We start from the raw sequence: 21,351 nt of genomic DNA, 5'->3' as shown, positions 1-21,351 counted from the left end.
TCGGGGGTCGGACGGGGGCCGGTATCAGCCTCGCACGCGCGCGCGGGGCGTGCGGCGTGCGGCGGGCCGGGACGGTGCCGTGGCCGTGGCGATTTCCGGGGCGCGGGCCGCGGCGGCTCCGTGCAGCTCCCGGGCGACGGAGAGGGGGAGGCCGAGCCCCGCCGGATCGGTGTCCGGGAGGCCGTCCGGGAGGCCGTCCCGGCCGACGGTGGCGGCCGGCGTGTGCCGGGCGCGGTTGACGGTGATCAGGGGTCCGGGCATGGCGGCCTCCAAGGGCTCCGGGGGAGTGGTCGGGATCAGTCGGTCGAGCCGGCCCGCAGGGTGTCGAGGTCGGCCTTGACCGTGTTGACGGGGATGGCGAAGCCGAGGCCGACGCTGCCGGAGCCCGACTGCTCACCGCTCTGCGACGACGAACTGGGCGAGTACATCGCGGAGTTGATGCCGATGATGTTGCCGTTCATGTCGATCAGGGCGCCGCCGGAATTGCCCGGGTTGAGCGAGGCGTCGGTCTGGAGCGCCTTGTACGTGGTCTTCGAGGAGCCGGTGTCGCCGTTGAACTGCTCGCCGCCGTACTCGAAGGGCCAGTTGCCGCCGCCCTGCTGCTGTTGCTGCCGGCCCTGGTCCTCGTCCGTGGAGACGGTGACGTCCCGGTCGAGGGCGGAGATGATGCCGCTGGTGACGGTGCCGGTCAGGCCCTCGGGGGAGCCGATCGCCACGACGTCGTCGCCGATCTTCACGTTGTCGGAGTCGCCGAGGGTCGCGGCCTTCAGGCCGGACGCGTTCTCCAGCTTGATCAGCGCGAGGTCCTTCTTGCTGTCGGTGCCGACGACCTTCGCGGTGTACGTCTTGCCGTCGTTCGTCTTCACCTTGACGGAGGAGGCACCGGAGATCACGTGGTTGTTGGTGACGATCTCGCCGTCGTCCGTGATGATCACGCCGGAACCGGTGGCCTCACCGGAGCTCGACTGCGCGCTGATCTCCACGATGCTGGGGCTGACCGCCTCGGCGACGCCGGAGACGGTGCCCTTCTGGCTGGTGGGCACGACGTTCGTGTTCGTGGCGCTGCTCGACGAGCCGTCCTTGCCGGTCAGCTCCTGGAAGGCGTAGGCGGTGCCGCCGCCCACCGCTGCGGCCGCGATGGCGACGGCGGCGAGGAGGGCCAGGGGGCCCTTGGCGCGGCGCCGGTGCTGGGGCTGGGGCTGGTGCGGCTCTTCCGGTCCGGCCGGTCCTGCCGGTCCAGCCGGTCCGGCCTGTCCTGCCGGGGCTTCCGGTGCGAAAGCGGGCGGGGGCGGGTACGCGCCCTGCGTACCGCCGTGGTGAACAGGCGCTGACGACTGCTGCTGGGGGTACTCGCCGCTCTGGCGGAAGATGTCGGTCATGGGTTCAAGGCTGCGGGGCGTTCATGAGAGGCGGCTGAGTACGCCCTGAGAACACCGGTAGAACCTCGTATGCCCCATATAAAGCCGCCCGGGGGCGTGGGTCAGTTGCAGCCGCAGGACTGCCGGACCACCAGCCGGGACGGGAAGAGCTTGAGGCGCTCGCGGCGCGAACCGGCGACCCTGAGCCCGTCGTCCAGGACGAGGTCCACCGCCGCGCGCGCCATCGCGGGCCGGTCCGACGCCACCGTCGTCAGCGGCGGATCCGTGAGGCCCGCTTCCTTGACGTCGTCGAAGCCGGCCACGGCCAGCTGCTCCGGCACGTCGATCCGCAGCTCCCGCGCCGCCCGCAGGATGCCGATCGCCTGGTCGTCCGTGGAGCAGAAGATCGCCGTCGGCCGGTCCGGCCGGGCCAGCAGCTCCAGCGCCATCTGATACGCGTCGTAGCGGTTGTACGGGGCTTCGAAGAGCCGCCCCTCCACCGACCGCCCGGCCTCCCGCATGGCCCGGCGCCAGCCCTCGACGTGGTCCGATACGGGGTCGCCCACGGTCGGCGTCTCGGCGGTGCCGCCGACGCACGCCACGTACTCGTGGCCGTGTTCCAGGAGGTGCCGGGTGGCCAGCTGCGCGCCGCCGAGGTCGTCCGTGACGACGGCGACGTCGTCGATCGCCTCGGGCCGCTCGTGCAGCAGCACGACCCGCGCGTCCCACGCGTCGATCTCGGCGGCGGCCTGGTCCGTCAGACCGTGGCTGACGAGGATGAGCCCGGAGACCCGCATGCCGAGGAAGGCCCGCAGATAGTGGGCCTCGCGCTCGTCCACGTAGTCCGTGTTGCCGACGAGCACCATTTTTCCGCGCTCGGAAGCCGCCTGCTCCACGGCGTGCGTCATCTCCGCGAAGAACGGCTGCCGGGCGTCCGGCACGATCATGCCTATGAGGTCGGTCCGCCGCGACGCCATGGCCTGGGCGACCCGGTCGGGCCGGTACCCCAGCTCTTTGATCGCGGCGAGTACACGCTCGCGCGTGGCCGGGGCAACCGGCCGGGGTCCGTTGTTGATGACATAGCTGACGACGGCGGTGGAAGTACCCGCAAGTCGCGCCACGTCATCCCGAGTCACCTTGGCCACGCGCGGAGTCTACGCGGATGGAACTACCGCTGGGCAGGGCGTACGGCAGCTTCCTTCGGCGCGGACGCGACGGGTGCCGCCTCCCGCTGAGGGATCTCCCGGTGCTCGCCCTCGGCCGGCGGGGTCGCCGCCTTTGCCTTCTCTCCGTCGGCCGCACGTTCGATCTTCTCCGGCGTGACGAAGCGATAGCCGACATTGCGGACGGTGCCGATCAGCGACTCGTGCTCGACGCCGAGCTTCGCGCGCAGGCGCCGTACGTGGACGTCGACCGTCCGCGTGCCGCCGAAGTAGTCGTAGCCCCACACCTCCTGGAGCAGCTGGGCCCGCGTGAAGACGCGCCCAGGGTGCTGCGCCAGGTATTTGAGCAGCTCGAACTCCTTGAAGGTCAGGTCGAGGACCCGGCCCTTGAGCTTGGCGCTGTACGTCGCCTCGTCCACGGAGAGATCGCCGTTGCGGATCTCCATGGGGGAGTCGTCGGCGGTGATCGACTGGCGGCCCATCGCGAGCCGCAGCCGGGCCTCGACCTCGGCCGGACCGGCCGTGTCGAGGAGTACGTCGTCGATGCCCCAGTCGGCGGTGACGGCCGCGAGGCCGCCCTCCGTGACGACGAGGACGAGTGGACAGCCGGGTCCCGTGGAGCGGAGGAGCTGGCAGAGGCTGCGGACCTGAGGCAGGTCACGGCGGCCGTCGATCAGAATGACGTCGGCACCAGGGGTGTCGACGAGGGCCGGGCCTTCGGCGGGAGCGACCCGCACGTTGTGCAGCAGCAGGCCGAGGGCGGGAAGCACCTCCGTCGACGGCTGAAGGGCATTGGTAAGGAGCAGCAGAGAACTCATCGCCGCTCACCTGCCTGGGTCGTCCTACGGTCGTGCACGTTTCGCTCGCCCATAACGTCGGTTCCTCCTCGGTCCCTGCGAGGACGTTTACGGCACTGCTTCGTACTGGTTCCTGCTCGTTCCTGCGGCGGAGAGTCCGCGCCCTGGGCTCTCCACGTGCGGTTTCCGCCGCCTCGCGGCGATCGGTCGCCCGGTCGCCGCGGAGCCTTCAGAAAGCACGAAAGGACCCGGGGGCTTCGCTGCCCGGATCCTCTGCCAAGGAGAATAGCCCACATGACTTCCGGTCCGGCAGGCCAAGAGGCGGGATCTTCTGTGCCCCCGATCACTCGCACTCCGCCCCGCGTTCAACGGCGCGTAACGCTCCGTACGCGCGACGGGGTCGCCATCGAGGCCGCGTACGACCCCGGACCCGACCCCGCGGGCGAGCTCGTGGTCGTGCTCGCGCACGGCTTCACGGGCTGCGTCGACCGGCCGCACGTGCGCCGCGCGGCGGGTGTCTTCGCGCAGCGTGCGGCCGTGATCACGTTCTCCTTCCGGGGGCACGGGGCGTCCGGCGGACTCTCCACCGTCGGCGACCGCGAGGTGCTCGATCTGGCCGCCGCCGTGGAGTGGGCACGGTCACTCGGCCATGCACGCGTGGTGACCGTCGGCTTCTCGATGGGCGGTTCCGTGGTGCTCCGGCACGCGGCGCTCGCCGGTACCGCGCACGAGGGGCGCACTGAAGCGCGTATTGACGCGGTGGTCGCGGTGAGCGCTCCGGCCCGCTGGTTCTACCGGGGGACGGCGCCGATGCGCAGGCTGCACTGGCTGGTGACGCGGCCCATGGGGCGCGTGGTGGGCCGGGTGGGCCTGCGCACCCGAATCCACCCGCACGAGTGGGACCCCGTGCCCCTCTCGCCGGTGGAATCGGTCCCGCTGATCGCCCCCACGCCCCTGCTGATCGTCCACGGCGACCGCGACCCGTACTTTCCCGTCGACCACCCCCGGATGCTCGCCGCCGCCGCGCGGGGCGGGGCCGAGCTGTGGCTGGAGGAAGGCATGGGGCACGCGGAGAACGCGGCGGACGACGCCCTGCTCGGTCGGATCGCCGGGTGGGCCACGGCATCATGGACGTCGGCAACCGCCGAGAGAGAGGAGCTGCCATGGTGAACGGCACCATTCGGTACTGGGCCGCGGCCAAAGCAGCCGCAGGCGTCGCGGAGGAGCCGTACGCCGCCACGACGCTGGCCGAGGCGTTGGACGCGGCACGCGAGCGACACCCCGGGGAGCTGGTCCGTGTCCTGCGGCGATGCTCGTTCCTCATCGACGGCGACCCCGTGGGTACCCGCGGGCATGAGACGGTACGGCTGGCCGAGGGCGGCACGGTCGAGGTGCTCCCGCCGTTCGCAGGAGGGTGAGCAGCGCTATGAGCGATCCGCGGTACGAGGGTCATGACGGGTACGGGGACCACGATCCCTACCGTCAGGAACAACCGCCGGGACAGCAGGCCCGTCCGCAGGGGCAGCAGCAGGGCTACCCGCCGGAGCAGGCGCAGCAGCCGTACGCCCCGGGACAGGCGCAGCAGCCGTACGCCTCCGAGCAGCCGTACACCCCTGCCCCAGGGCAGCCGTACGCCTCGGAGCAGTCCTACGCGCCCGAGCAGCCCTACGCGTCCGGGCAGTCCTACGCCTCCGAGCAGCCCTACGCCTCCGACCAGCAGTACCAGTACCAGTCGCAGCAGCAGGCTTATCAGCAGCCGCAGTCGCACCAGGGCTACCCGGCTCAGCAGCAGGCCTATCCGCAGCAGCCGTACGCCCAGGACTCCTCGTACACCCAGCAGTGGCAGGGGCAGACCTGGGACACCCAGATCCAGCCCTCGCCCGCGGTGGACGTGACGGAGACCGCTTATCTGCCCCCGCAGTCCTACGCGCAGCCGGCCCCCGCCGCGGCGTCCGTGTCCATGGCCGCGGCGGCCCCGGAGCCCGAGCCGCGGCCCGCGGCGGACTCCGCCACCTACGGCCCCGCCACCACCACCGGCAACCCCCGGGTCACCGATGCCCAGCGGGCGCGGGCCGAAGGGCGGTCGCCGATCATAGAGCCGGGCATCCAGCCCGCCGCCCTGACCGCCGTCCTGGGGCTGCTGCTCGCCGGTACGGCCGCCGTCGGGCAGTACGCGCTCCTCGTGCCGCTCGTCCTGCTCCAGGCCGTCACCGCCGCCGGCTGGTTCCGGCTCAACGGCATGTGGCCCGCCCGGCAGGGCATCGCGCTCGCCTTCCTGGGCGGTGTCGTCGCCGACATCGCGCTGCTCGTCACCGGCAAGGCGAACGGGCCCGCCGCCATCCTCGGCACCCTCGGCGTCTGGGTGCTCCTCGTCCTGGTGCTCCAGCTGCGCAGCCGCGCCTCCGCCGACGAGCGGATGTACGGCCTGACGGCGACCGTCGTGTCCGCCGCGCTCGCGATCATCGCGGCCGGGCATCTCGCGGCGGCGGCCGACGCCGTGACGGTGGGCGGGGTCGCCGTCGCGGTTGCCGTGATCGCCCGCGCGCTGCCCCTGCCGACGCCCGCCTCGGTCGTCGTCGCGCTGCTCGCCGCCGCCGGAGCCGGGGTCGCCGTCGGCGGCGCCACGGACTTCGGCAGCAAGGGCGCGCTGCTCGGCCTCGGGGCCGGCGTCTGCGCGCTGATCGGCCACCGGGTCGCCAGTTACGACTACCCGTCCCGCTTCGTGCACATGACGGCGGGTGTCGCTCTGCCGCTCGCGGCGGCGGCCCCGGCCGTCTACGTCCTCGGGCGGGCCATCGGCTGACCGGCGCGAGCGACGGTCACCTCTGATCGTCACAGCTGATCGACAGGTCCCCGGCCGGGCTCTCCCGCCGGGGACCTGTCCTTTAGGCTCGCGGCAACGACAGTCAGGCGGGGGAACAAGGTGGGGGAACACCGGACATGAAGCGCTCCGTACGAATACTTCTGATCGTCCTCGTGATCCTGGGGGGTCTCTTCGTGGGCGCCGACCGCCTGGCGGTGGGCTTCGCCGAGGACGAGGCGGCTCAGAAGCTGCGGACCAGTGAAGGGCTCGGCGAGACGCCCGACGTCTCCATCAAGGGCTTCCCCTTCCTGACCCAGGTCGCGGGCGGCACGCTCGACGACGTCGAGATCGGGATCAAGGACTACGACGCCACCTCCGGCTCCGACAAGATCCGCATCGCCGATCTGAACGCCCGGATGCAGGGCGTCGAGTTCTCCGGCGACTACAGCTCCGCCACGGCCCAGAAGGCCACCGGCACGGCTCTGATCTCGTACGACGAGCTGCTGAAGCAGGCGCAGGGCGAGCCCGTCCAGCTGCCGCTCGGCGCCACCGGCAAGGTGGTCGGCCTCTCGGACGGCGGCGGCGACAAGATCAAGGTCGAGGTCGAGGTGAGCAAGGGCGGCGCGAAGCTGCCCAAGCCGGTGCACGTGCTGAGCTCGGTGAAGGCCGAGAACGACACGATCAAGGTGAACGCCGACGAGATCCCGAAGAAGTTCGAGGTCCTGGGCGTATCGATTCCGCTTCCCGAGGGCATGGTCCGTGACGTGACGGACTTCGAGGAGAAGGTCACCGGGCTGCCGGGCGGCATCAAGATCGACGAGGTGACACCGGCGGCGGACGGCGTGGAGATCACCGTCAAGGGCACGAACGTGAAGCTCGCGGGCTGAGGGCTGAGGGCTGAGGGCTGGGTCCGCGGGCTCCGGTCTGCGGGCTGAGGGGTGCGGCTGAGGGGCGCTGAGAGCGGCCCGGTCCGCAGTACGAGACGAAGCCGTCCGCGCGGTGGATGGGAGAGGGCCCGAAGGTGCCCCCCGCCCCCGCACGGGCGGCTTCGTCGTCCGGCCGACCCGACACCGATCCCACATCGTGGATGATCGCGTCTCACCATTCGACACCCCGGTGACACGGCCGCCCTTGCGTCCTTACGATCGGACGCATGCAGCGACAGGCGGACCTCACGAAGCGGCGGGCAGTAGACCTGTGCCGCGTCGCCGCCATGCTCTGTCGCACCTTCTGAGCGGAAGCTCCGACTTTCGCGTCCCCCGGCCCGTTGACACCGTCAGGGCCACCCCGTGCCGCGTACGCCGCGCCATCGCGCAGTCACCTTCCGTACCCGGCACCCCCTCGCACAGCACCGCAGCCCCGCCGCAACTGCCCCGGAGGAGAAGAAGTATGAGCCGCAGCGACGTCCTGGTAGACGCCGACTGGGTCGAGGCCCACATCGACGACCCGAAGGTCGCCATCGTCGAGGTCGACGAAGACACCTCCGCGTACGACAAGAACCACATCAAGAACGCGATCCGCATCGACTGGACCGACGACCTCCAGGACCCGGTCCGCCGCGACTTCGTCGACCAGGAGGGCTTCGAGAAGCTCCTGTCGGCCAAGGGCATCGCGAACGACACGACCGTCGTGCTCTACGGCGGCAACAACAACTGGTTCGCGTCCTACGCCTTCTGGTACTTCAAGCTCTACGGCCACCAGGACGTGAAGCTCCTCGACGGCGGCCGCAAGAAGTGGGAGCTCGACTCCCGCGACCTCGTGGACGGCGACCAGGTGCCGCAGCGCCCGGCCACCTCGTACAAGGCCAAGCCCCAGGACACCTCGATCCGCGCCTTCCGCGACGACGTCGTCGCCGCGATCGGCGCGCAGAACCTGGTCGACGTGCGCTCGCCCGACGAGTTCAGCGGCAAGCTGCTCGCCCCGGCGCACCTGCCGCAGGAGCAGTCGCAGCGTCCGGGCCACGTCCCGTCCGCGCGCAACATCCCGTGGTCGAAGAACGCCAACGACGACGGCACCTTCAAGTCGGACGACGAGCTCAAGGCCCTCTACGAGGACGAGCAGGTCGACCTGGCCAAGGACACCATCGCCTACTGCCGCATCGGTGAGCGTTCGGCCCTGACCTGGTTCGTCCTGCACGAGCTGCTCGGCCAGACCAACGTCAAGAACTACGACGGCTCCTGGACCGAGTACGGCTCGCTCGTCGGCGTCCCGATCGAGCTCGGCGCCAACAAGTAACCCTCCCCGAAACCCCGCAGTGACCAGGTAAGGACGAACGCATATGTGTGGAGCGAAGGCCGGCGGACCCGACGCCTCGACGATCAAGCCCGGCGAGACCACCATCCAGGGCCAGGTGACCCGCGACGGCGAGCCCGTCAGCGGCTACGTGCGCCTCCTGGACTCGACCGGCGAGTTCACCGCCGAGGTCCCCACCTCGGCGACCGGCCAGTTCCGCTTCTACGCGGCCGAGGGCACCTGGACGCTGCGCGCCCTGATCCCGGGCGGCACGGCCGACCGCACGGTGGTGGCCCAGACGGGCGGCCTGGCGGAGGTCGCGATCGCGGTCTGACGACCGCGGTCCGCGACGACGGATCACTGACGGCTGAAGGGCCGCACCCCTGGGGTTGGACGCCACTGGATCGGGGTGCGGTCCTTCGGCTTACGCTGGACGTATGTATGCGCGAAGGCGGCACGCCTACTTCGCCATGATGGGGACGTGCATCGCACTTTTCGTCCTGGCGTGGGGCGTCGTGCGGCTCTGGTCGATTCCCGCGGCCGTCGCGATGTGTGTCGTGGCGATGGTGATCCCGCCGGTCGCCGCGATGGTGGCCAACCGGCGTGGACCCGAGGACCGCTGGTGGGACGACCCCTCGGGGGACTCGAAGTCCGACGAGTGGTGGGACGAGCTGGACGGGAAGCGGCGGCCTCGTCAGTAGCGGTCCGCGTGCGCGGTGGGTCTTGCCCGGTGGGTCCGTCAGTAGACCGGTCAGTACACCAGGGCCTGGGTGCCGTCCGTCATGGCTTCCTGGACGAAGACCTGGGCGCCCGCGATCCGTACCCCTTCGAGCACATCCTTCTCGGTGATCTCGCGACGCGCCGCGCACTGCGTGCAGAGCGTGATCCGGCCCGCGGCCAGGATCGAGTCGATCAGGTCGGGCAGCGGCGCCGCGTGCGGCAGCTCGAACTCCGCCGCGCGCCCCGGCAGCGCGAACCACGCGGACTCGCCGGTCAGCCACAGGGAGACCTCCACCCCGCTGGCCACGGCCACGGCCGCCACCGTGAACGCCTGCGAGCAGCGCTCGGGGGCGTCGGTCCCTGCGGTCACCTTGATCACGAGCTTCTTCGCCATGGCCGCATCGTAAGGCTCAGGACCGCGCCCCGGTGCCGCCACCCGGCGACCACCCGGCGACCACCCATAAGGCCACCTCGCAGAGAGGGGCGGGCCGCGCACGACTACAGTGGGAGCGGCTCTGATACCTGCCTGCCTAGCTCACCCCATAGCTCACCGAGGAGCACCCCGTGCTTGAGGCCTTCTTCTCCGCCCTGCTGGTTCTGGTCTGCGTCGGCGTTCTCGCGTTCGCCGGTCTGACCGTGAAGAAGCTGTACCAGGGTCAGCGCTGAGCCCCGTAGGTCCCGTACGCCACCTAGAGATCGTCTGAGCATCCCATGATCGAGATTCCGTCCGACCTGCACCCCGACCTCGTGCCCCTCGTCTGGCTCCTCGGCAACTGGGCCGGCGCGGGCGTCACCGACTTCCCCGGCGCCGAGAAGGCGAATTTCGGCCAGGAGGTGTCCTTCTCGCACGACGGGCGGGACTTCATCGAGTACCACTCGCACACCTGGGTGCTCGACGCCGAGGGCAACAAGGTCAAGCCGCTGGAGTCCGAGTCGGGCTTCTGGCGCATCGACAAGGACCGCAAGGTCGAGACCGTGATGGTGCGCGACGACGGCGTCGTCGAGGTCTGGTACGGCGAGCTCGCCGACCAGAAGCCGCAGATCGACCTGGTCACGGACGCGGTCGCCCGTACGGCGGCCTCCGGCCCGTACACCGGCGGCAAGCGTCTGTACGGGTACGTGAAGGGCGACCTCATGTGGGTCGGCGAGAAGCAGACCCCCGAGGTGCCGCTGCGGCCGTACATGTCGGCGCAGCTGAAGAAGGTCGTCTCGCCCGAGGACGTCGCCGAGATGGCCAGGGGCCTGGGCGACCTGCCGGACGACGGCATCGCCTTCTTCAAGTAGGCCCTTGCCGCCTTCTTCACGGAGGCCCTTGCCGCTTCTGGCCTAGACTGCCTGTGTGGCGAGCACCGACTTCGACTGGAAGAGCGACCTGCGACAGCGCGGCTACCGGCTGACGCCGCAGCGCCAGCTTGTCCTCGAAGCCGTCGACGCCCTTGAGCACGCGACCCCCGACGACATCCTCTGCGAAGTGCGGAAGACGGCGTCGGGGGTCAACATTTCCACGGTCTACCGCACCCTGGAGCTCCTGGAGGAGCTGGGTCTGGTCAGCCACGCGCACCTGGGGCACGGCGCGCCGACGTACCACCTCGCGGACCGCCACCACCACCTTCACCTGGTGTGCCGGGACTGCACGAACGTCATCGAGGCGGATGTCTCGGTGGCCGCGGAGTTCACCGCGAAGCTGCGGGACACCTTCGGCTTCGACACGGACCTGAAGCACTTCGCGATCTTCGGGCGCTGCGAGGACTGCTCCCGCAAGGCCGCGAAGGCGGCCAAGGCCGCGAAGGCCGCGAAGGCCGTCGAGGCCGCCAAGGCCGACGAGGAATAAGAACGGCCGCCGCCGGGTCGTAGTGTGGGTGAACATGAAGAGCCCCCTCCTGTCCCTGCCCGGCGCCGTCCCCGCCGAGGGCGTGGACGAAGGCGTCGCCGCCCACTACGGCGACCTGTTCCGTGAGCAGCGCGCCCTCGCCGACGGCTCCGGTCTCGTCGACCTCTCGCACCGCGGTGTCGTCACCGTCTCCGGCCCCGACCGGCTGAGCTGGCTGCACCTGCTGCTCACGCAGCACGTGACCGAGCTGCCCGTAGGACGGGCCACCGAGGCGCTGATCCTCTCCGCGAACGGCCACATCGAGCACGCCCTCTATCTCGTCGACGACGGCGAGACGGTGTGGGCGCACGTCGAGCCCGGTACGCAGGACGCCCTCGTCGCGTACCTGGAGAGCATGAAGTTCTTCAACCGGGTCGAAGTCGCCGACCGTACGGACGAGTTCGCGGTCGTGTACCTGCCGGCCGGTTCGATCGCCGCGGTCCCCGAAGGCGTCGTCGTACGCGAGACGCCGCACGGACGTGATCTGTTCCTGCCGCGGACGTCCCTGGAGTCGTACGCCGAGGAGAACGGCCCGGCGGTCGGCATCCTCGCCTACGAGGCGCTGCGCGTGGAGGCGCACCGGCCGCGGCTCGGCTTCGAGACGGACCACCGCACGATCCCGCACGAGCTGGGCTGGATCGGTACGGCGGTGCACCTCCAGAAGGGCTGCTACCGCGGCCAGGAGACGGTCGCCCGGGTCCAGAACCTGGGGAAGCCGCCGCGCCGCCTGGTCTTCCTGCACCTGGACGGGAGCGAGGTGCACCTGCCGGTGGCGGGCACGGAGCTGCGCCTGGCCTCGGAGGGCGAGGAGGGCCGGAAGCTGGGCTTCATCACGACGGCGGTACGCCACCACGAGCTGGGCCCGATCGCGCTCGCCCTGGTGAAGCGGAACGTGCCGCTGGACGCGGGGCTGCTCGCGGGGGCGGTGGCGGCTTCGCAGGAGGTCGTGGTCGAGCCGTAGTCCGACGGCCGGTCTCCGGAGGTTCGGGGGCCGGCCCGTCACATCTCCAGCAGCACCGTGAACGGGCCGTCGTTCGTCAGCGACACCCGCATCTGCGCCCCGAAGCGCCCCGTCGCCACCGTCGCGCCCAGCGAGCGCAGTTGGGCGACGACCTCGTCCACCAGGGGCTCGGCGACATCGCCGGGCGCGGCGGCGTTCCAGGTGGGCCTGCGGCCCTTCCTCGCGTCGCCGTACAGCGTGAACTGGCTGATGACCAGCAGGGGCGCGTCGATGTCCGAGCAGGACTTCTCGTCGGCGAGCATCCGAACGGACCAGAGTTTGCGGGCCAGTTGAGCCGCCTTCTCCTTGGTGTCCTCGTGGGTCACTCCCACCAGGACGCACAGCCCCTCACCGGTGATCTCGCCGACCGTCTCGGGTCCGTCCTCGCCCTGGACGACGACGCTCGCCCCGTCCACTCTCTGCACCACAGCACGCATACGGTCCATCATGCCGTGCACCGCGGCGTGCGCCGCGCCGTGCTCCGTACGGCCGAGTCGCCGCCGGATGCGCCGCCCGTGAGGTTGGCCTGAACCCCCCATCTGGGGCCGATTGGGGGCACTCGCTCACATAGCGGCCACCGAGGGTGGCACCATGCTCACACGCGGTGTACCGCGCCGGTCGAGGGGACGGTAGAGCCACATGAGCACACCAAGTACGGGTCAGCCGCCGGGAGCTGTGTCGCTGACCCGCGCGAGCGCCACGCGGCGTACGAACGTGCCGCGCCCGCCCACGCAGCGCACGACGGGCAGCGCGGTGCTGTCCGAGCAGCCCGCGCCGGACCTCGCCGCGCTGCTCCTGCGGGAGCTGCGCGAGCTGCGCAGGAACGCGCAGCAGAACGAGGCGGACCTGAGCTACGTCCGGCGCCTGCTCCAGGGGCGGATCGACATCCTGCGGGCCGAGGTCACCCGCCGCAGGGACCCGGCGGCGCCGGCCCCGGTGGGGCCGCTCGTGGACCGGCTCTCGGAGATCCTCACGGACGGGCCCGCCCGGCACCGGTCGTCGGCCCGCCATGTGACGCTGGGCACGCCGCACAGCGCGGAGTACGGCCTGCTGGCGACGGAGATGCTCGCGGAGGTCGAGCTCTCCGACCTGGACGCCCGTACGGACGAAGAGCTGCACACGGCCATGGGGCGGCTCGTCCGCTACGAGCAGCAGGTTTCCCGGCGCCGCCAGCAGCTCCAGCGCACGGCGGACGATTGCAGCGCGGAGATCGCCCGCAGGTACCGTGAAGGCGAAGCACAAGTAGACGATCTGCTCGCGTGACCCGGTGATCCCGGCTTCCGCGGGCGGCCGTCACGCCACCCCCGCCCCGGAAGGCCGAAGATGACCTCCACGTCCGCCGAGTCCGCAGCCACCCCTGTCATAGCCCCGGTCCTCGCCGAGGTCGTCCGTTCAGGCTTCGTCGAGGGCCGTCACAGGGGGAGCCTGGTGCTGCTCGCGGCGGACGGCACCGTGGAGCTGGCGATGGGGGACGTGACGGCCCCCGTCTTCCCGCGTTCGGCCAACAAGCCGATGCAGGCCGCCGGTGTGCTGCGGGCGGGCCTCGACCTGGCCGGGGAGCGCCTGGCGCTCGCCGCGGCCAGTCACTCGGGGGAGGGGTTCCACCGGGACCTCGTCCAGAAGATGCTGGCCGAGCACGGCCGGACGGCCGCGGACCTCCAGTGCCCGCCGGACCTGCCGCTCGACGCGGTCGAGGCCGAGACATATCTGGCAGCGGGTGCCGTTCGTGACCGGGTAACGATGAACTGCTCCGGCAAGCACGCGGCGATGCTCGCGGTCTGCGACCTGAACGGCTGGCCCGCGGAGTCCTACCTGGACCCGGCCCACCCCCTCCAGCAGCTGATCCTCCAGGTCGTCGAGGAAGCCGCGGGGGAGAAGGTGGCGGCCGTCGGCACGGACGGCTGCGGAGCCCCCCTGATGGCGATCTCCCTGACCGGCCTCGCCCGCGCCTTCCGGCACTTCGTCCTCGCCCCCGAGGGGACGCCGGAGCGCCGGGTCGCGGACGCGATGCGGGCCCACCCGGAGTACGTGGCCGGCACGCGCCGCCCCGACACCTGGCTCATGCGGGAGGTCCCGGGTGCCCTGTCGAAGATGGGCGCCGAGGCGGTCCAGGCCTTCGCGCTCCCGGACGGCCGCGCGCTCGCCTTCAAGATCGACGACGGCGGGATACGGGCCCTTGGCCCCGTCCTGGCCCGTGCGCTGGCCCTGGCGGGCCTGGAGGGCGACGTACTGACCCGCGTCGGCCGGGCGCCGCTGCTGGGCGGTGCGGTCGAGGTGGGCGAGATCAGGGCGGCGTTTTAGGGGGCTGGGGGCTGGGGGCTGCGCGCGGCGGGAGCTGCGGGCTGCGGGCCGGGAGCTGCGGGCTGCGGGCCGGCCTGGTGTTTTTCCTGGCCGGGGTGTCCGGCGCGGCTTCACGTACCGACCGCGGACCCGGCCGGGCTGTCCCGTGGCGTGGGTGAGGGGGACGCTGTTGCCCGGCGGCGGGTCCGCGGTGCGGCTCGTGCGGCGGCGGGACGGTGGACGGACAAAGGAGCGGGCGCCGACGCTGTGGCCGGCGCCCTGTTCCGTACGTCGTCGTTCCGGCGCCCGGAGTGCCGGGGGCGGTCACTGAACCGCCGGTCCGGCACCCGCGGGGTACGGGGTGCGGGTCCGTGGTGGCCCGCACGTACCCGGATCAATGGCTGACCGGACTCCCGGCTCCCCTCCGGATGGGGGCCCGGTCAGCCAGCTCTGTCAGCCCGACTGGGCGAGCAGCAGGACGAGGAGCGCAGCCCCGACACCGCTGATTTTGGTGTTCTTGGCCTTGATGCCGACGGTCAGCAGGACGAAGGCGACGATGCCCATCGGCCCGTACTTCCACTGGATGAGCTGCTCGAATCCGATGGCGAGGGCGGCGATGGCGATGGCGATGAGCGGCATGACGTTCCCCCTTTCGGGACGGGGCGCCGAGCCCCGTCCCCTCCGGTCGACAGCCATCCGATGAGCAACCAGTGGGGCCAACCCCTTGGAGTTCCTGCCAGGTTGCTTAAGTTGGCTACCAACTTCACCTGAGTTATCTCCGCGATGGCTCGATTGATAACCACCTTCCGAGCAACTCCCCAAAGATGGCGCGAAGTTGTACGGTTTGGTTGTGAGCCCGGAACATGCCCCCGTCAACGGGATGAAGAGGCCGCCGCGGTCGCATCACGAGGTGGCCGACGAGCTGCGCGACCGGATCAGGTCCGGGACGCTGCGGCCGGGCCAGCGCATGCCGACCCAGGCCGAGCTCGCCGACGAGTTCGGCGTCGAACGCGGCGCGATACGCGAGGCGCTGCGCACCCTGCGGGGCGAGAACCTGCTGGCGAACGTGTCCAAGGGGAGCCCGGCCACGGTCGCCGTCACCTCGAAGCAGACGCTGTCCGGGCCCGGCGGCGTGAAGCCGCAGCCCACCATGGTCGGTCTCGCACCGCGGATCGCGGCGGCCTTCGAGGCCCCGCACGTGGAGATCGACGCGCTCTGCCTGACCTCCATCTCGCTCACGATGGCGATCGGCGAACCCCTCCGCCAGATCCACGCCGGGCAGCGGAATCCGGCCAAGGTCGACGTCCGCGTGCTGCTGCCGAGCCGCAACATCGACCTCGCCTTTCCGGCGCCGGTGGACAGCGGTGACGACGAGGAGGGCCAGGTGCACAAGCACTGGCTCGACCAGCGGAACGCGCAGGGCCAGGTGCTGCGCCACAACCTTCTCGCGCTGCGGTCCTCGCACGGAATCGACGTGAACGTGTCGTTCCGCGCGCTGCCGTTCACCCCGCCGGTGAAGCTGTATCTCCTCAACGGCTCCGAGGCGCTGTTCGCGTACTACACGCTGACCAAGCAGAGCGAAGAGATCGACCACGAGTACCTGGAGATGTACGACGCCCAGGGCGCGCAGTCGATGCTCTTCCCCTTCCACCAGGGCGACGGCCTGCGGGACACGACCTTCGTGGAGCAGTCGCATCTTTGGTTCAACGCGCTCTGGGGAACGATCAGTCAGGACCTGGAGCTGGCGCGCCGCTAGCTGCGGGCCGGCCGGACTCCCGTCGCCGACGCTAGAGGGCGGGGCCGGTCATCATCAGCGCGAGGACGACGGCGCCGATGGAGCTGCAGGTGGGGCTCTTCGCCTTGATTCCGATGGTCAGGAGCAGGAGCCCGACGATGCCGGTGGTCCCGTACTGCCACTGCACGAACTGCTCGACGGTGATGGCGCATGTTGCTGCGAGGAGGGCGAGGACGGCCATGATGGTTCCCCCTTCTGCCATCTCGGGTGAGTTGGCAACCAACTTCATTTAAGTTGTCCCCACTTGGTCCCACTACATAAACAACTTTAAGACAACTGCCCTGAGATGGCGGGTAGTTGTATCGTCTGGTCGTGACCCAGGAGAACGTGGCAGTGAACGGCAGCAGAAAACTCACTCCCCAGGACATCGCAGACACCCTCCGCGACCGCATCCGCACCGGTGACCTCAAGCCGGGTGACCGCCTCCCCACACAGGCGGTGCTCGCGGAGGAGTTCGGCGTGGAACGGGGCACGGTGCGCCAGGCGCTGAAGACACTCCAGGGCGACGGACTGCTGGCCAACGTGAGCAAGGGCAGCCCACCCCGGATCGCGGCGGAACCACCGGGTTCGACCTACGCCGGCGTGGAACCCCAGGCGTCGATGGTGGGCCTGGCCCCGCGCCTGGCGGACGCGTTCTCGGAGTCACGGGTGCGGATCGACGTGGTGTCGTACACGGCCGAGACGCTGATCCTGGCGCTGGGCGATCCGCTGCGCCGCATCCATGAAGGGCTCATCCGCCCCGAGTCGATCGAGGTCCGCATCCTGCTGCCCAGCAGCGACATCGACCTGGCCTTTCCCCGGCCGGTCAACGGCAAGGGTGACGCGGACGGCAGGGTCCACCAGCGCTGGCTGGCCCTGCGCAACACCCAGGGCCAGGTCCTGCGCCACAACCTGCGCGCGCTGCGGTCCTCGCACGGCATCGACGTGGACGTCTCGTTCCGCGCCCTGCCGTTCACGCCCCCGGTCAAGCTGTACCTGCTGAACCAGCGGGAGGCGCTCCTGGCGTACTACACGATCGAACGGAGCATGCTCGACTTCGGCAGCGCGGAGATGGAGGCGTACGACGTCTCCGGACTGAAGTCGCCCCTGTTCTCCTTCGACAAGGGTGCGGCCCCCCGGGACGCGGCGTTCGTGGACGAGTCCCAGAAATGGTTCGACGCGCTCTGGGAAACGATCGCGACGGAGCTGACACTCTCTTAGTGACTCCTGATGCGAAGCAGACCGAACAGATGGCAGAAGAGATCGAAAACCTGCGTGATCTGATCGTTTCCCCACGTTTCGTGCTTTTCGACTTCGACGGGCCGATCTGCCGGCTCTTCGCCCGGCACCCGTCCGAGCGGATCGCCGCGGGCATGGTGCGCGGGTTCGCGGAACGCGGCCCGCGGGGACCGCTGCCGCAGGAGGTGCTGGAGACGGCGGATCCGCAGGTCGTCATGCGTGCCGTCGCCGCCCGGCACCCCGGCAGCGATCTGATCACCGAGATCGAGGAGCAGCTCACCCAGGAGGAACTGAAGGCGACGGACACCGCCTTTCCCACGCCGTACGCCGATCTGGTGATCCAGACCTGGGTCAATGTCGACGCCAAGCTCGCCATCACCACCAACAACTCCCCGAGGGCGGTGGCGAAGTACCTGGAGTCGCGCGACCTCACCCGGTGCTTCGCCCCGCACATCTACGGCCGCACCCAGAACCTCGATCTGCTCAAGCCGAACCCGTACTGCATCAAGCGCGCCTTGAGCGCCATGGGGGCCGCCCCGTCCGCCGCACTGATGATCGGCGACGCCGCGACGGACTACGAGGCGGCGGTCCAGGCAGGAGTGACGTTTCTCGGCTACGCGCGCAACGAGCGCAAGCATGGGCTGCTGCGGGACGCGGGGGTCAAGCGCGAGCACATCGTGAGCTCGCTCGCACCCGTGCTGGCAATCCTCCGTACGAAGGGGCAGGGCGAAGGCTGATCAAGGGGCCTGCACCATGGAGAGCAGCAGGCCGACCGCGCCCAGTGCGATCCAGTTCCCGTTGCGCGCCCGGGTGCCCGCGAACAGCAGCGCGAGACAGATGAGCCCCACCGCTCCGTACCGCCACTGTATGAACTGCTCCAGGCCGACGACCATGAGGGCCGACAGTAGGTGGGCGATGGCCATGATTCCTTCTCCCCCGCGATCAATTCCTCGCGATCATTCCAATTGGGCTGAATACTTGGGGGAGTTGTCCCCGGCCGACAACATCGACTAACCAAAGGGCATATGTCGAGGCATAGTTGACTGGAAATGGCCCGGTTGGCGGCCGTGAGCGGTACGGTCACCGTGTGAGCGACGAGCGACTCGGTCCGGGAGGCAAGGAGTTCCAGCGTGTCCTGGACCAGCTGCGCGCATGGCTGTCGGACGGCACGTACGCGGTCGGCTCCCGGCTGGCCACCCAGCGGGCTCTCGCCGAGCAGTTCGGCGTTTCGCGCGACACCATCCAGCGGGTGCTGCGCGTCCTCATCGGCGAAGGCTGGATCGAGGCCAGACAAGGCAGCGGCGCACGCGTCGTCAAGGTGTCCAGGGTGCACTCGGCGAGCCCGGCGGCAGACCGTGTCCACCTGGGAAAACTCATCGACCGGGCCTTCGAGCACCCCGAGGTCACCCTCGACGTGGCGCTGCTGACCTCCGAATCGCTCGACGCCCACGTCCGGCTACAGGCGGACCGCATCCAGGCCGGAGAGATCCACCCGCAGCGGATCACGGTCCGGATGCTGCTCCCCTCGGAGTCGCTGCACCTGCCCTACCCGCGGGCGAAGCAGAATCCGGACGATCCACGCCCACAGGAGCGGCTGCGCTCCATCACCCGGGCCCACACCCAGTCGCTGCGCCGCGTGCTGCGGGAACTGCAGAGCGAAGGTCTGGTGCCCTCCGCGACGGTGGAGATACGGCGGGTCCCGCTGGTGCCGACGTTCAAGCTCTATGTCCTGAACGGCGTCACGGCGCTCTTCGGTCCCTACGAGGTGGTGGAGCGCCGCATCGTCATGGACGACGGCGAAGACGTCGAAGTCGTGGACGTCCTCGGCCTGGGTTCGGACCTGAGCCACTACGTGAAGGAAGAGACTCCTGGGGCGGAGTCCCAGGGTTCCCTGTTCGTCCGTTCCATGGAGTCCTGGTTCATCTCCTGCTGGGAACTGCTCGCCGAGTAACGCCGGGCGCACAGGAGCGTTACCTCCATGGCAACTCTCGCCCATGTGCTGCCCTCGCGTCGCGCGGATCAGTGCGTGTCATTAGGCTGTGCGGCAATTTCGGGTACGCGCGCGAGCATCAGGAGCAGCACGTGGCGATCAGCGCCTGGACGAACGAATTTCTGGTCTTCCGTGCCGTCCGCCCCGTACTGCCCGAGCTACCGGATCACCTGGTCACGCCGGACGACCTGGCGGCGCTGCGCTACACGGTCGGCGTACCCCTGGAGCGGTTCTGCGAGGACGGCAAACCGGTCGACTCCGGACAGATCAGGTCCCTGGCCGAGCTGGTGGCGCAGCTGGTCCTGGTGCGCAAGGAGTCGCTGCCGACCCCTGCCGGCGCCTGGCCGCACGACGAGAAGGACAGCGGAGGGTTCCTGCGGGAACTCGCCCGGCACCTGCACGAGCGAGACGTGCAGTCCAATTGGGCTGAATTCGGCGGATTGTTTGGCGCCTTCGGGATCGCACCCGACGCGCTGGTCCAGTGCGCGGCACGCGCGCCCTCGATGGCCAGGCGCCCGTACAGCCTTCTGAACACGGATCTGCGCCGGGCCACCGTCCTCATCACGTGCGACCGGGAGCAGCCGGTCAGCCTGGACTGGTCCCAGGCGACGTACGGTGACCCCGCCTACGACCTGGCGTCGCATCTGGTGCGTATGCGCTATCCCGAATTCCAGTGGCAGGAGGTCGTCGAGGCCTGGGTGTTCGCCATGCGCAAGAGGAGACCCGCGGCCGTCACCAGGGTCGGGAAGGACGTCTGGAACTACATCGCCCTGGAACAGGTCCGTGCCGTCCATCTCGAAGTGATGCGAGCGGCCCGCTCGCTCGGGGACACGCTCGACAGCACGCGGCTCGGCACGGCCGCCGAATCCGTGCGCCAATGCCTGCACGCGGCGGAGAACGTCCTTGGCCTCACGGTCCTGCCTGAGGTGAGCGCGGTCGAGCAGGCGCTCTTCCGCTGGCAGGCGGCCCGCATCGAGCGCCGGCACGCGGCAGCGGCGGTCAGCGGACCGCCGATCGTGACCGCTGTCTCCTGGCAGCCCGACGACCGCGTGCCCGAACGTCCCGACTTCCCCCGGACCGCGGTTCTCCAGGCCCTGGCGGCCGAGGGCGCGGCACAGCAGCACCGGGTGTTCAAGGGCACGGCCCACCTCAACACGGTGGTGCGGGTGGACGGCGTGGAACATCCCGTCGTGGTGCGGCGGAAGGCAGGCGGTGTGCCCCGCCGCGAGGGCGGATTCCTCAGCGAACACGCCGTACTCGCCGCCATCGAGAAGTCACGGGCCGGGGTCAGCGCGCCGAGGATCCTGGCCCTCGGCTCCAGCGACCGGGGCGGCCCGTTCGCGGTCCACTCCTACGAAGGCCCGCTCGGTGGCGAGCAGCCGCCGAACCACCCGGTCCACGGTCTCTCGCCCAGCGAGGCGGACAGCCTCGTGGACCAGCTCCACGCACTGACCCGGGTCGACTGCCGGGGGCTCGATCCCGCCGCGCCGAAGACCGACTTCTACGGCTGCCTCAGCAGGGAACTGGTCCGCTTCGTGCACTCGCTGCCCAAGGAGACCCAGCGGCAGGCCAGGTCCCGGGGGCTTCCGAACGGATGGCGGCTTCAGGAGATCCTCGAAAGGCACGTGACCACGGCGCGCACCCCGGTGCTCCTCCACGGCGACCTCAATCCCTGGAACCTCGTGCGGTCCGAGTCCGGCGGGCGGCTCACCATGATCGACTGGGAGCTGGCGATGATCGGAGATCCCCTCTACGACCTGGTGCGTCATCTGCACCTCACGCCCACACGGGTCGAGATCCGGCAGCGCATGTTCGCGCGGTGGGCCCGCGTGCTGGCGCCCGAGTACACCCGGGGCTGGGAGAAGGACTGGCCGGTGTACCGCTGGATCGAACTCGTCCGGTCGGCCTACGTGGACCTGGACCGGCTCGCGACCGGAGCCGCCCTGGACAGCCCGAACGTACGGCGCGCGGTCGATTCGTACGCGATGACGCTGGACGCGGCGAAGGCCTCGCTGGGGCTGCACCGGGCGCATTCGGCCCTCAAGCGGTCCGCCTCCTGAAGTCTCAAGCGGTCCGCCACCTGAAGCCTCACGCCGTACGCCACCTGAAGCCTCACGCCGTACGC

The 21,351-nt window shown here is 70.2% G+C and carries 27 protein-coding genes; 18 read left to right on the top strand and 9 right to left on the bottom strand.

Translation table 11 applies throughout. The features are described 5' to 3' along the window. Positions 1–24: 24 nt before the first annotated feature. From QBL25_RS20330 to QBL25_RS20315, 4 genes are all read right to left on the bottom strand, one after another. Entirely contained in the window at positions 25–261 is a 237-nt protein-coding gene (locus QBL25_RS20330; protein WP_409058459.1) for a hypothetical protein, read from the bottom strand. 35 nt (positions 262–296) lie between these two features. Continuing rightward, complete coding sequence (locus tag QBL25_RS20325; protein ID WP_409058458.1) at positions 297–1,379, bottom strand: S1C family serine protease; 1,083 nt, start codon at positions 1,377–1,379, stop codon at positions 297–299. 101 nt (positions 1,380–1,480) lie between these two features. After that, entirely contained in the window at positions 1,481–2,503 is a 1,023-nt protein-coding gene (locus tag QBL25_RS20320; RefSeq protein WP_409058457.1) for a LacI family DNA-binding transcriptional regulator, read from the bottom strand. Between the two features lie 23 nt (positions 2,504–2,526). Then, positions 2,527–3,339, bottom strand: coding sequence for a winged-helix domain-containing protein (locus tag QBL25_RS20315; protein WP_409058456.1), 813 nt, complete (start codon positions 3,337–3,339; stop codon positions 2,527–2,529). Between the two features lie 273 nt (positions 3,340–3,612). On the opposite strand from QBL25_RS20315, the gene QBL25_RS20310 reads away from it, so the two are divergent. The 8 genes from QBL25_RS20310 to QBL25_RS20275 all read left to right on the top strand — a co-directional run bounded on the left by QBL25_RS20310 (position 3,613) and on the right by QBL25_RS20275 (position 9,054). After that, positions 3,613–4,488: an alpha/beta hydrolase gene (locus tag QBL25_RS20310; protein WP_409058455.1), complete on the top strand. Its 876-nt coding sequence runs from the start codon at positions 3,613–3,615 to the stop codon at positions 4,486–4,488. Then, on the top strand, positions 4,482–4,736 hold the full coding sequence (locus tag QBL25_RS20305; RefSeq protein WP_160505846.1) for a MoaD/ThiS family protein: 255 nt from the start codon (positions 4,482–4,484) through the stop codon (positions 4,734–4,736). Before QBL25_RS20310 ends, QBL25_RS20305 begins: the two co-directional genes overlap by 7 nt. 8 nt (positions 4,737–4,744) lie before the next feature. Beyond that, positions 4,745–6,121 carry a hypothetical protein gene (locus QBL25_RS20300; protein ID WP_409058454.1) on the top strand — a complete coding sequence of 459 codons (1,377 nt, stop codon included), beginning with the start codon at positions 4,745–4,747 and terminating at the stop codon, positions 6,119–6,121. Positions 6,122–6,258: 137 nt separating this feature from the next. Beyond that, complete coding sequence (locus QBL25_RS20295; protein ID WP_409058453.1) at positions 6,259–7,008, top strand: DUF2993 domain-containing protein; 750 nt, start codon at positions 6,259–6,261, stop codon at positions 7,006–7,008. 266 nt (positions 7,009–7,274) lie between these two features. Then, on the top strand, positions 7,275–7,355 hold the full coding sequence (locus tag QBL25_RS20290; RefSeq protein ID WP_351007875.1) for a putative leader peptide: 81 nt from the start codon (positions 7,275–7,277) through the stop codon (positions 7,353–7,355). A 155-nt stretch (positions 7,356–7,510) separates the two neighbouring features. After that, positions 7,511–8,356 (top strand): sulfurtransferase, encoded by an 846-nt coding sequence (locus tag QBL25_RS20285; protein WP_409058452.1) that lies wholly within the window; start codon positions 7,511–7,513, stop codon positions 8,354–8,356. Positions 8,357–8,399: 43 nt separating this feature from the next. Beyond that, positions 8,400–8,687 carry a DUF1416 domain-containing protein gene (locus tag QBL25_RS20280; protein WP_160505842.1) on the top strand — a complete coding sequence of 96 codons (288 nt, stop codon included), beginning with the start codon at positions 8,400–8,402 and terminating at the stop codon, positions 8,685–8,687. Positions 8,688–8,790: 103 nt separating this feature from the next. Beyond that, positions 8,791–9,054, top strand: a complete 264-nt coding sequence (locus QBL25_RS20275) for a DUF3099 domain-containing protein (protein WP_409058451.1) — start codon at positions 8,791–8,793, stop codon at positions 9,052–9,054. Between the two features lie 50 nt (positions 9,055–9,104). Here the strand turns inward: QBL25_RS20275 and QBL25_RS20270 are convergent, their stop codons facing one another. Further along, the gene (locus QBL25_RS20270) at positions 9,105–9,467 is read right to left on the bottom strand and encodes a DsrE family protein (protein WP_409058450.1); all 363 of its coding nucleotides are present in this window, start codon (positions 9,465–9,467) and stop codon (positions 9,105–9,107) included. Positions 9,468–9,784: 317 nt separating this feature from the next. Here QBL25_RS20270 and QBL25_RS20265 point away from each other — a divergent pair, with 317 nt between their 5' ends. The 3 genes from QBL25_RS20265 to QBL25_RS20255 are packed head-to-tail and all read left to right on the top strand — an operon-like array spanning position 9,785 to position 11,904. Then, positions 9,785–10,357 (top strand): FABP family protein, encoded by a 573-nt coding sequence (locus QBL25_RS20265; RefSeq protein ID WP_249589121.1) that lies wholly within the window; start codon positions 9,785–9,787, stop codon positions 10,355–10,357. Positions 10,358–10,412: 55 nt separating this feature from the next. Continuing rightward, positions 10,413–10,904 carry a Fur family transcriptional regulator gene (locus tag QBL25_RS20260; RefSeq protein WP_409058449.1) on the top strand — a complete coding sequence of 164 codons (492 nt, stop codon included), beginning with the start codon at positions 10,413–10,415 and terminating at the stop codon, positions 10,902–10,904. 34 nt (positions 10,905–10,938) lie between these two features. Further along, positions 10,939–11,904, top strand: a complete 966-nt coding sequence (locus QBL25_RS20255; RefSeq protein WP_409058448.1) for a YgfZ/GcvT domain-containing protein — start codon at positions 10,939–10,941, stop codon at positions 11,902–11,904. A 38-nt stretch (positions 11,905–11,942) separates the two neighbouring features. Here the strand turns inward: QBL25_RS20255 and dtd are convergent, their stop codons facing one another. Next, positions 11,943–12,380, bottom strand: coding sequence for a D-aminoacyl-tRNA deacylase (gene dtd, locus QBL25_RS20250; RefSeq protein WP_365860237.1), 438 nt, complete (start codon positions 12,378–12,380; stop codon positions 11,943–11,945). A 202-nt stretch (positions 12,381–12,582) separates the two neighbouring features. Here dtd and QBL25_RS20245 point away from each other — a divergent pair, with 202 nt between their 5' ends. Further along, positions 12,583–13,206, top strand: coding sequence for an ABC transporter substrate-binding protein (locus QBL25_RS20245; RefSeq protein WP_409058447.1), 624 nt, complete (start codon positions 12,583–12,585; stop codon positions 13,204–13,206). 60 nt (positions 13,207–13,266) lie between these two features. Next, positions 13,267–14,244: an asparaginase gene (locus QBL25_RS20240; RefSeq protein WP_409058446.1), complete on the top strand. Its 978-nt coding sequence runs from the start codon at positions 13,267–13,269 to the stop codon at positions 14,242–14,244. 432 nt (positions 14,245–14,676) lie between these two features. On the opposite strand, the gene QBL25_RS20235 is transcribed toward QBL25_RS20240, so the two are convergent. Next, positions 14,677–14,862: a hypothetical protein gene (locus QBL25_RS20235; RefSeq protein WP_409058445.1), complete on the bottom strand. Its 186-nt coding sequence runs from the start codon at positions 14,860–14,862 to the stop codon at positions 14,677–14,679. Positions 14,863–15,067: 205 nt separating this feature from the next. On the opposite strand from QBL25_RS20235, the gene QBL25_RS20230 reads away from it, so the two are divergent. Beyond that, the gene (locus QBL25_RS20230; RefSeq protein ID WP_409058444.1) at positions 15,068–15,979 is read left to right on the top strand and encodes a FadR/GntR family transcriptional regulator; all 912 of its coding nucleotides are present in this window, start codon (positions 15,068–15,070) and stop codon (positions 15,977–15,979) included. Between the two features lie 31 nt (positions 15,980–16,010). On the opposite strand, the gene QBL25_RS20225 is transcribed toward QBL25_RS20230, so the two are convergent. Further along, positions 16,011–16,199 carry a hypothetical protein gene (locus QBL25_RS20225; protein ID WP_409058443.1) on the bottom strand — a complete coding sequence of 63 codons (189 nt, stop codon included), beginning with the start codon at positions 16,197–16,199 and terminating at the stop codon, positions 16,011–16,013. Positions 16,200–16,324: 125 nt separating this feature from the next. Here QBL25_RS20225 and QBL25_RS20220 point away from each other — a divergent pair, with 125 nt between their 5' ends. Together QBL25_RS20220 and QBL25_RS20215 are read left to right on the top strand one after the other, a co-directional pair. Continuing rightward, entirely contained in the window at positions 16,325–17,218 is an 894-nt protein-coding gene (locus tag QBL25_RS20220) for a GntR family transcriptional regulator (protein ID WP_409062722.1), read from the top strand. A gap of 29 nt (positions 17,219–17,247) precedes the next feature. Next, positions 17,248–17,973, top strand: coding sequence for an HAD family hydrolase (locus tag QBL25_RS20215; RefSeq protein ID WP_409058442.1), 726 nt, complete (start codon positions 17,248–17,250; stop codon positions 17,971–17,973). Here QBL25_RS20215 and QBL25_RS20210 read toward each other — a convergent pair whose 3' ends face one another. Beyond that, positions 17,974–18,159, bottom strand: coding sequence for a hypothetical protein (locus tag QBL25_RS20210; protein ID WP_409058441.1), 186 nt, complete (start codon positions 18,157–18,159; stop codon positions 17,974–17,976). 164 nt (positions 18,160–18,323) lie between these two features. On the opposite strand from QBL25_RS20210, the gene QBL25_RS20205 reads away from it, so the two are divergent. Both QBL25_RS20205 and QBL25_RS20200 read left to right on the top strand, forming a co-directional pair. Beyond that, entirely contained in the window at positions 18,324–19,187 is an 864-nt protein-coding gene (locus QBL25_RS20205) for a winged helix-turn-helix domain-containing protein (protein WP_409058440.1), read from the top strand. A gap of 131 nt (positions 19,188–19,318) precedes the next feature. Then, positions 19,319–21,286: a phosphotransferase gene (locus tag QBL25_RS20200; protein ID WP_409058439.1), complete on the top strand. Its 1,968-nt coding sequence runs from the start codon at positions 19,319–19,321 to the stop codon at positions 21,284–21,286. Positions 21,287–21,351: the final 65 nt, after the last annotated feature.

Origin of the sequence: Streptomyces sp. SYP-A7185, from assembly GCF_046103685.1 — a bacterium.
Classification (GTDB): domain Bacteria; phylum Actinomycetota; class Actinomycetes; order Streptomycetales; family Streptomycetaceae; genus Streptomyces.
This window is presented reverse-complemented; position numbering and strand designations above follow the sequence as displayed.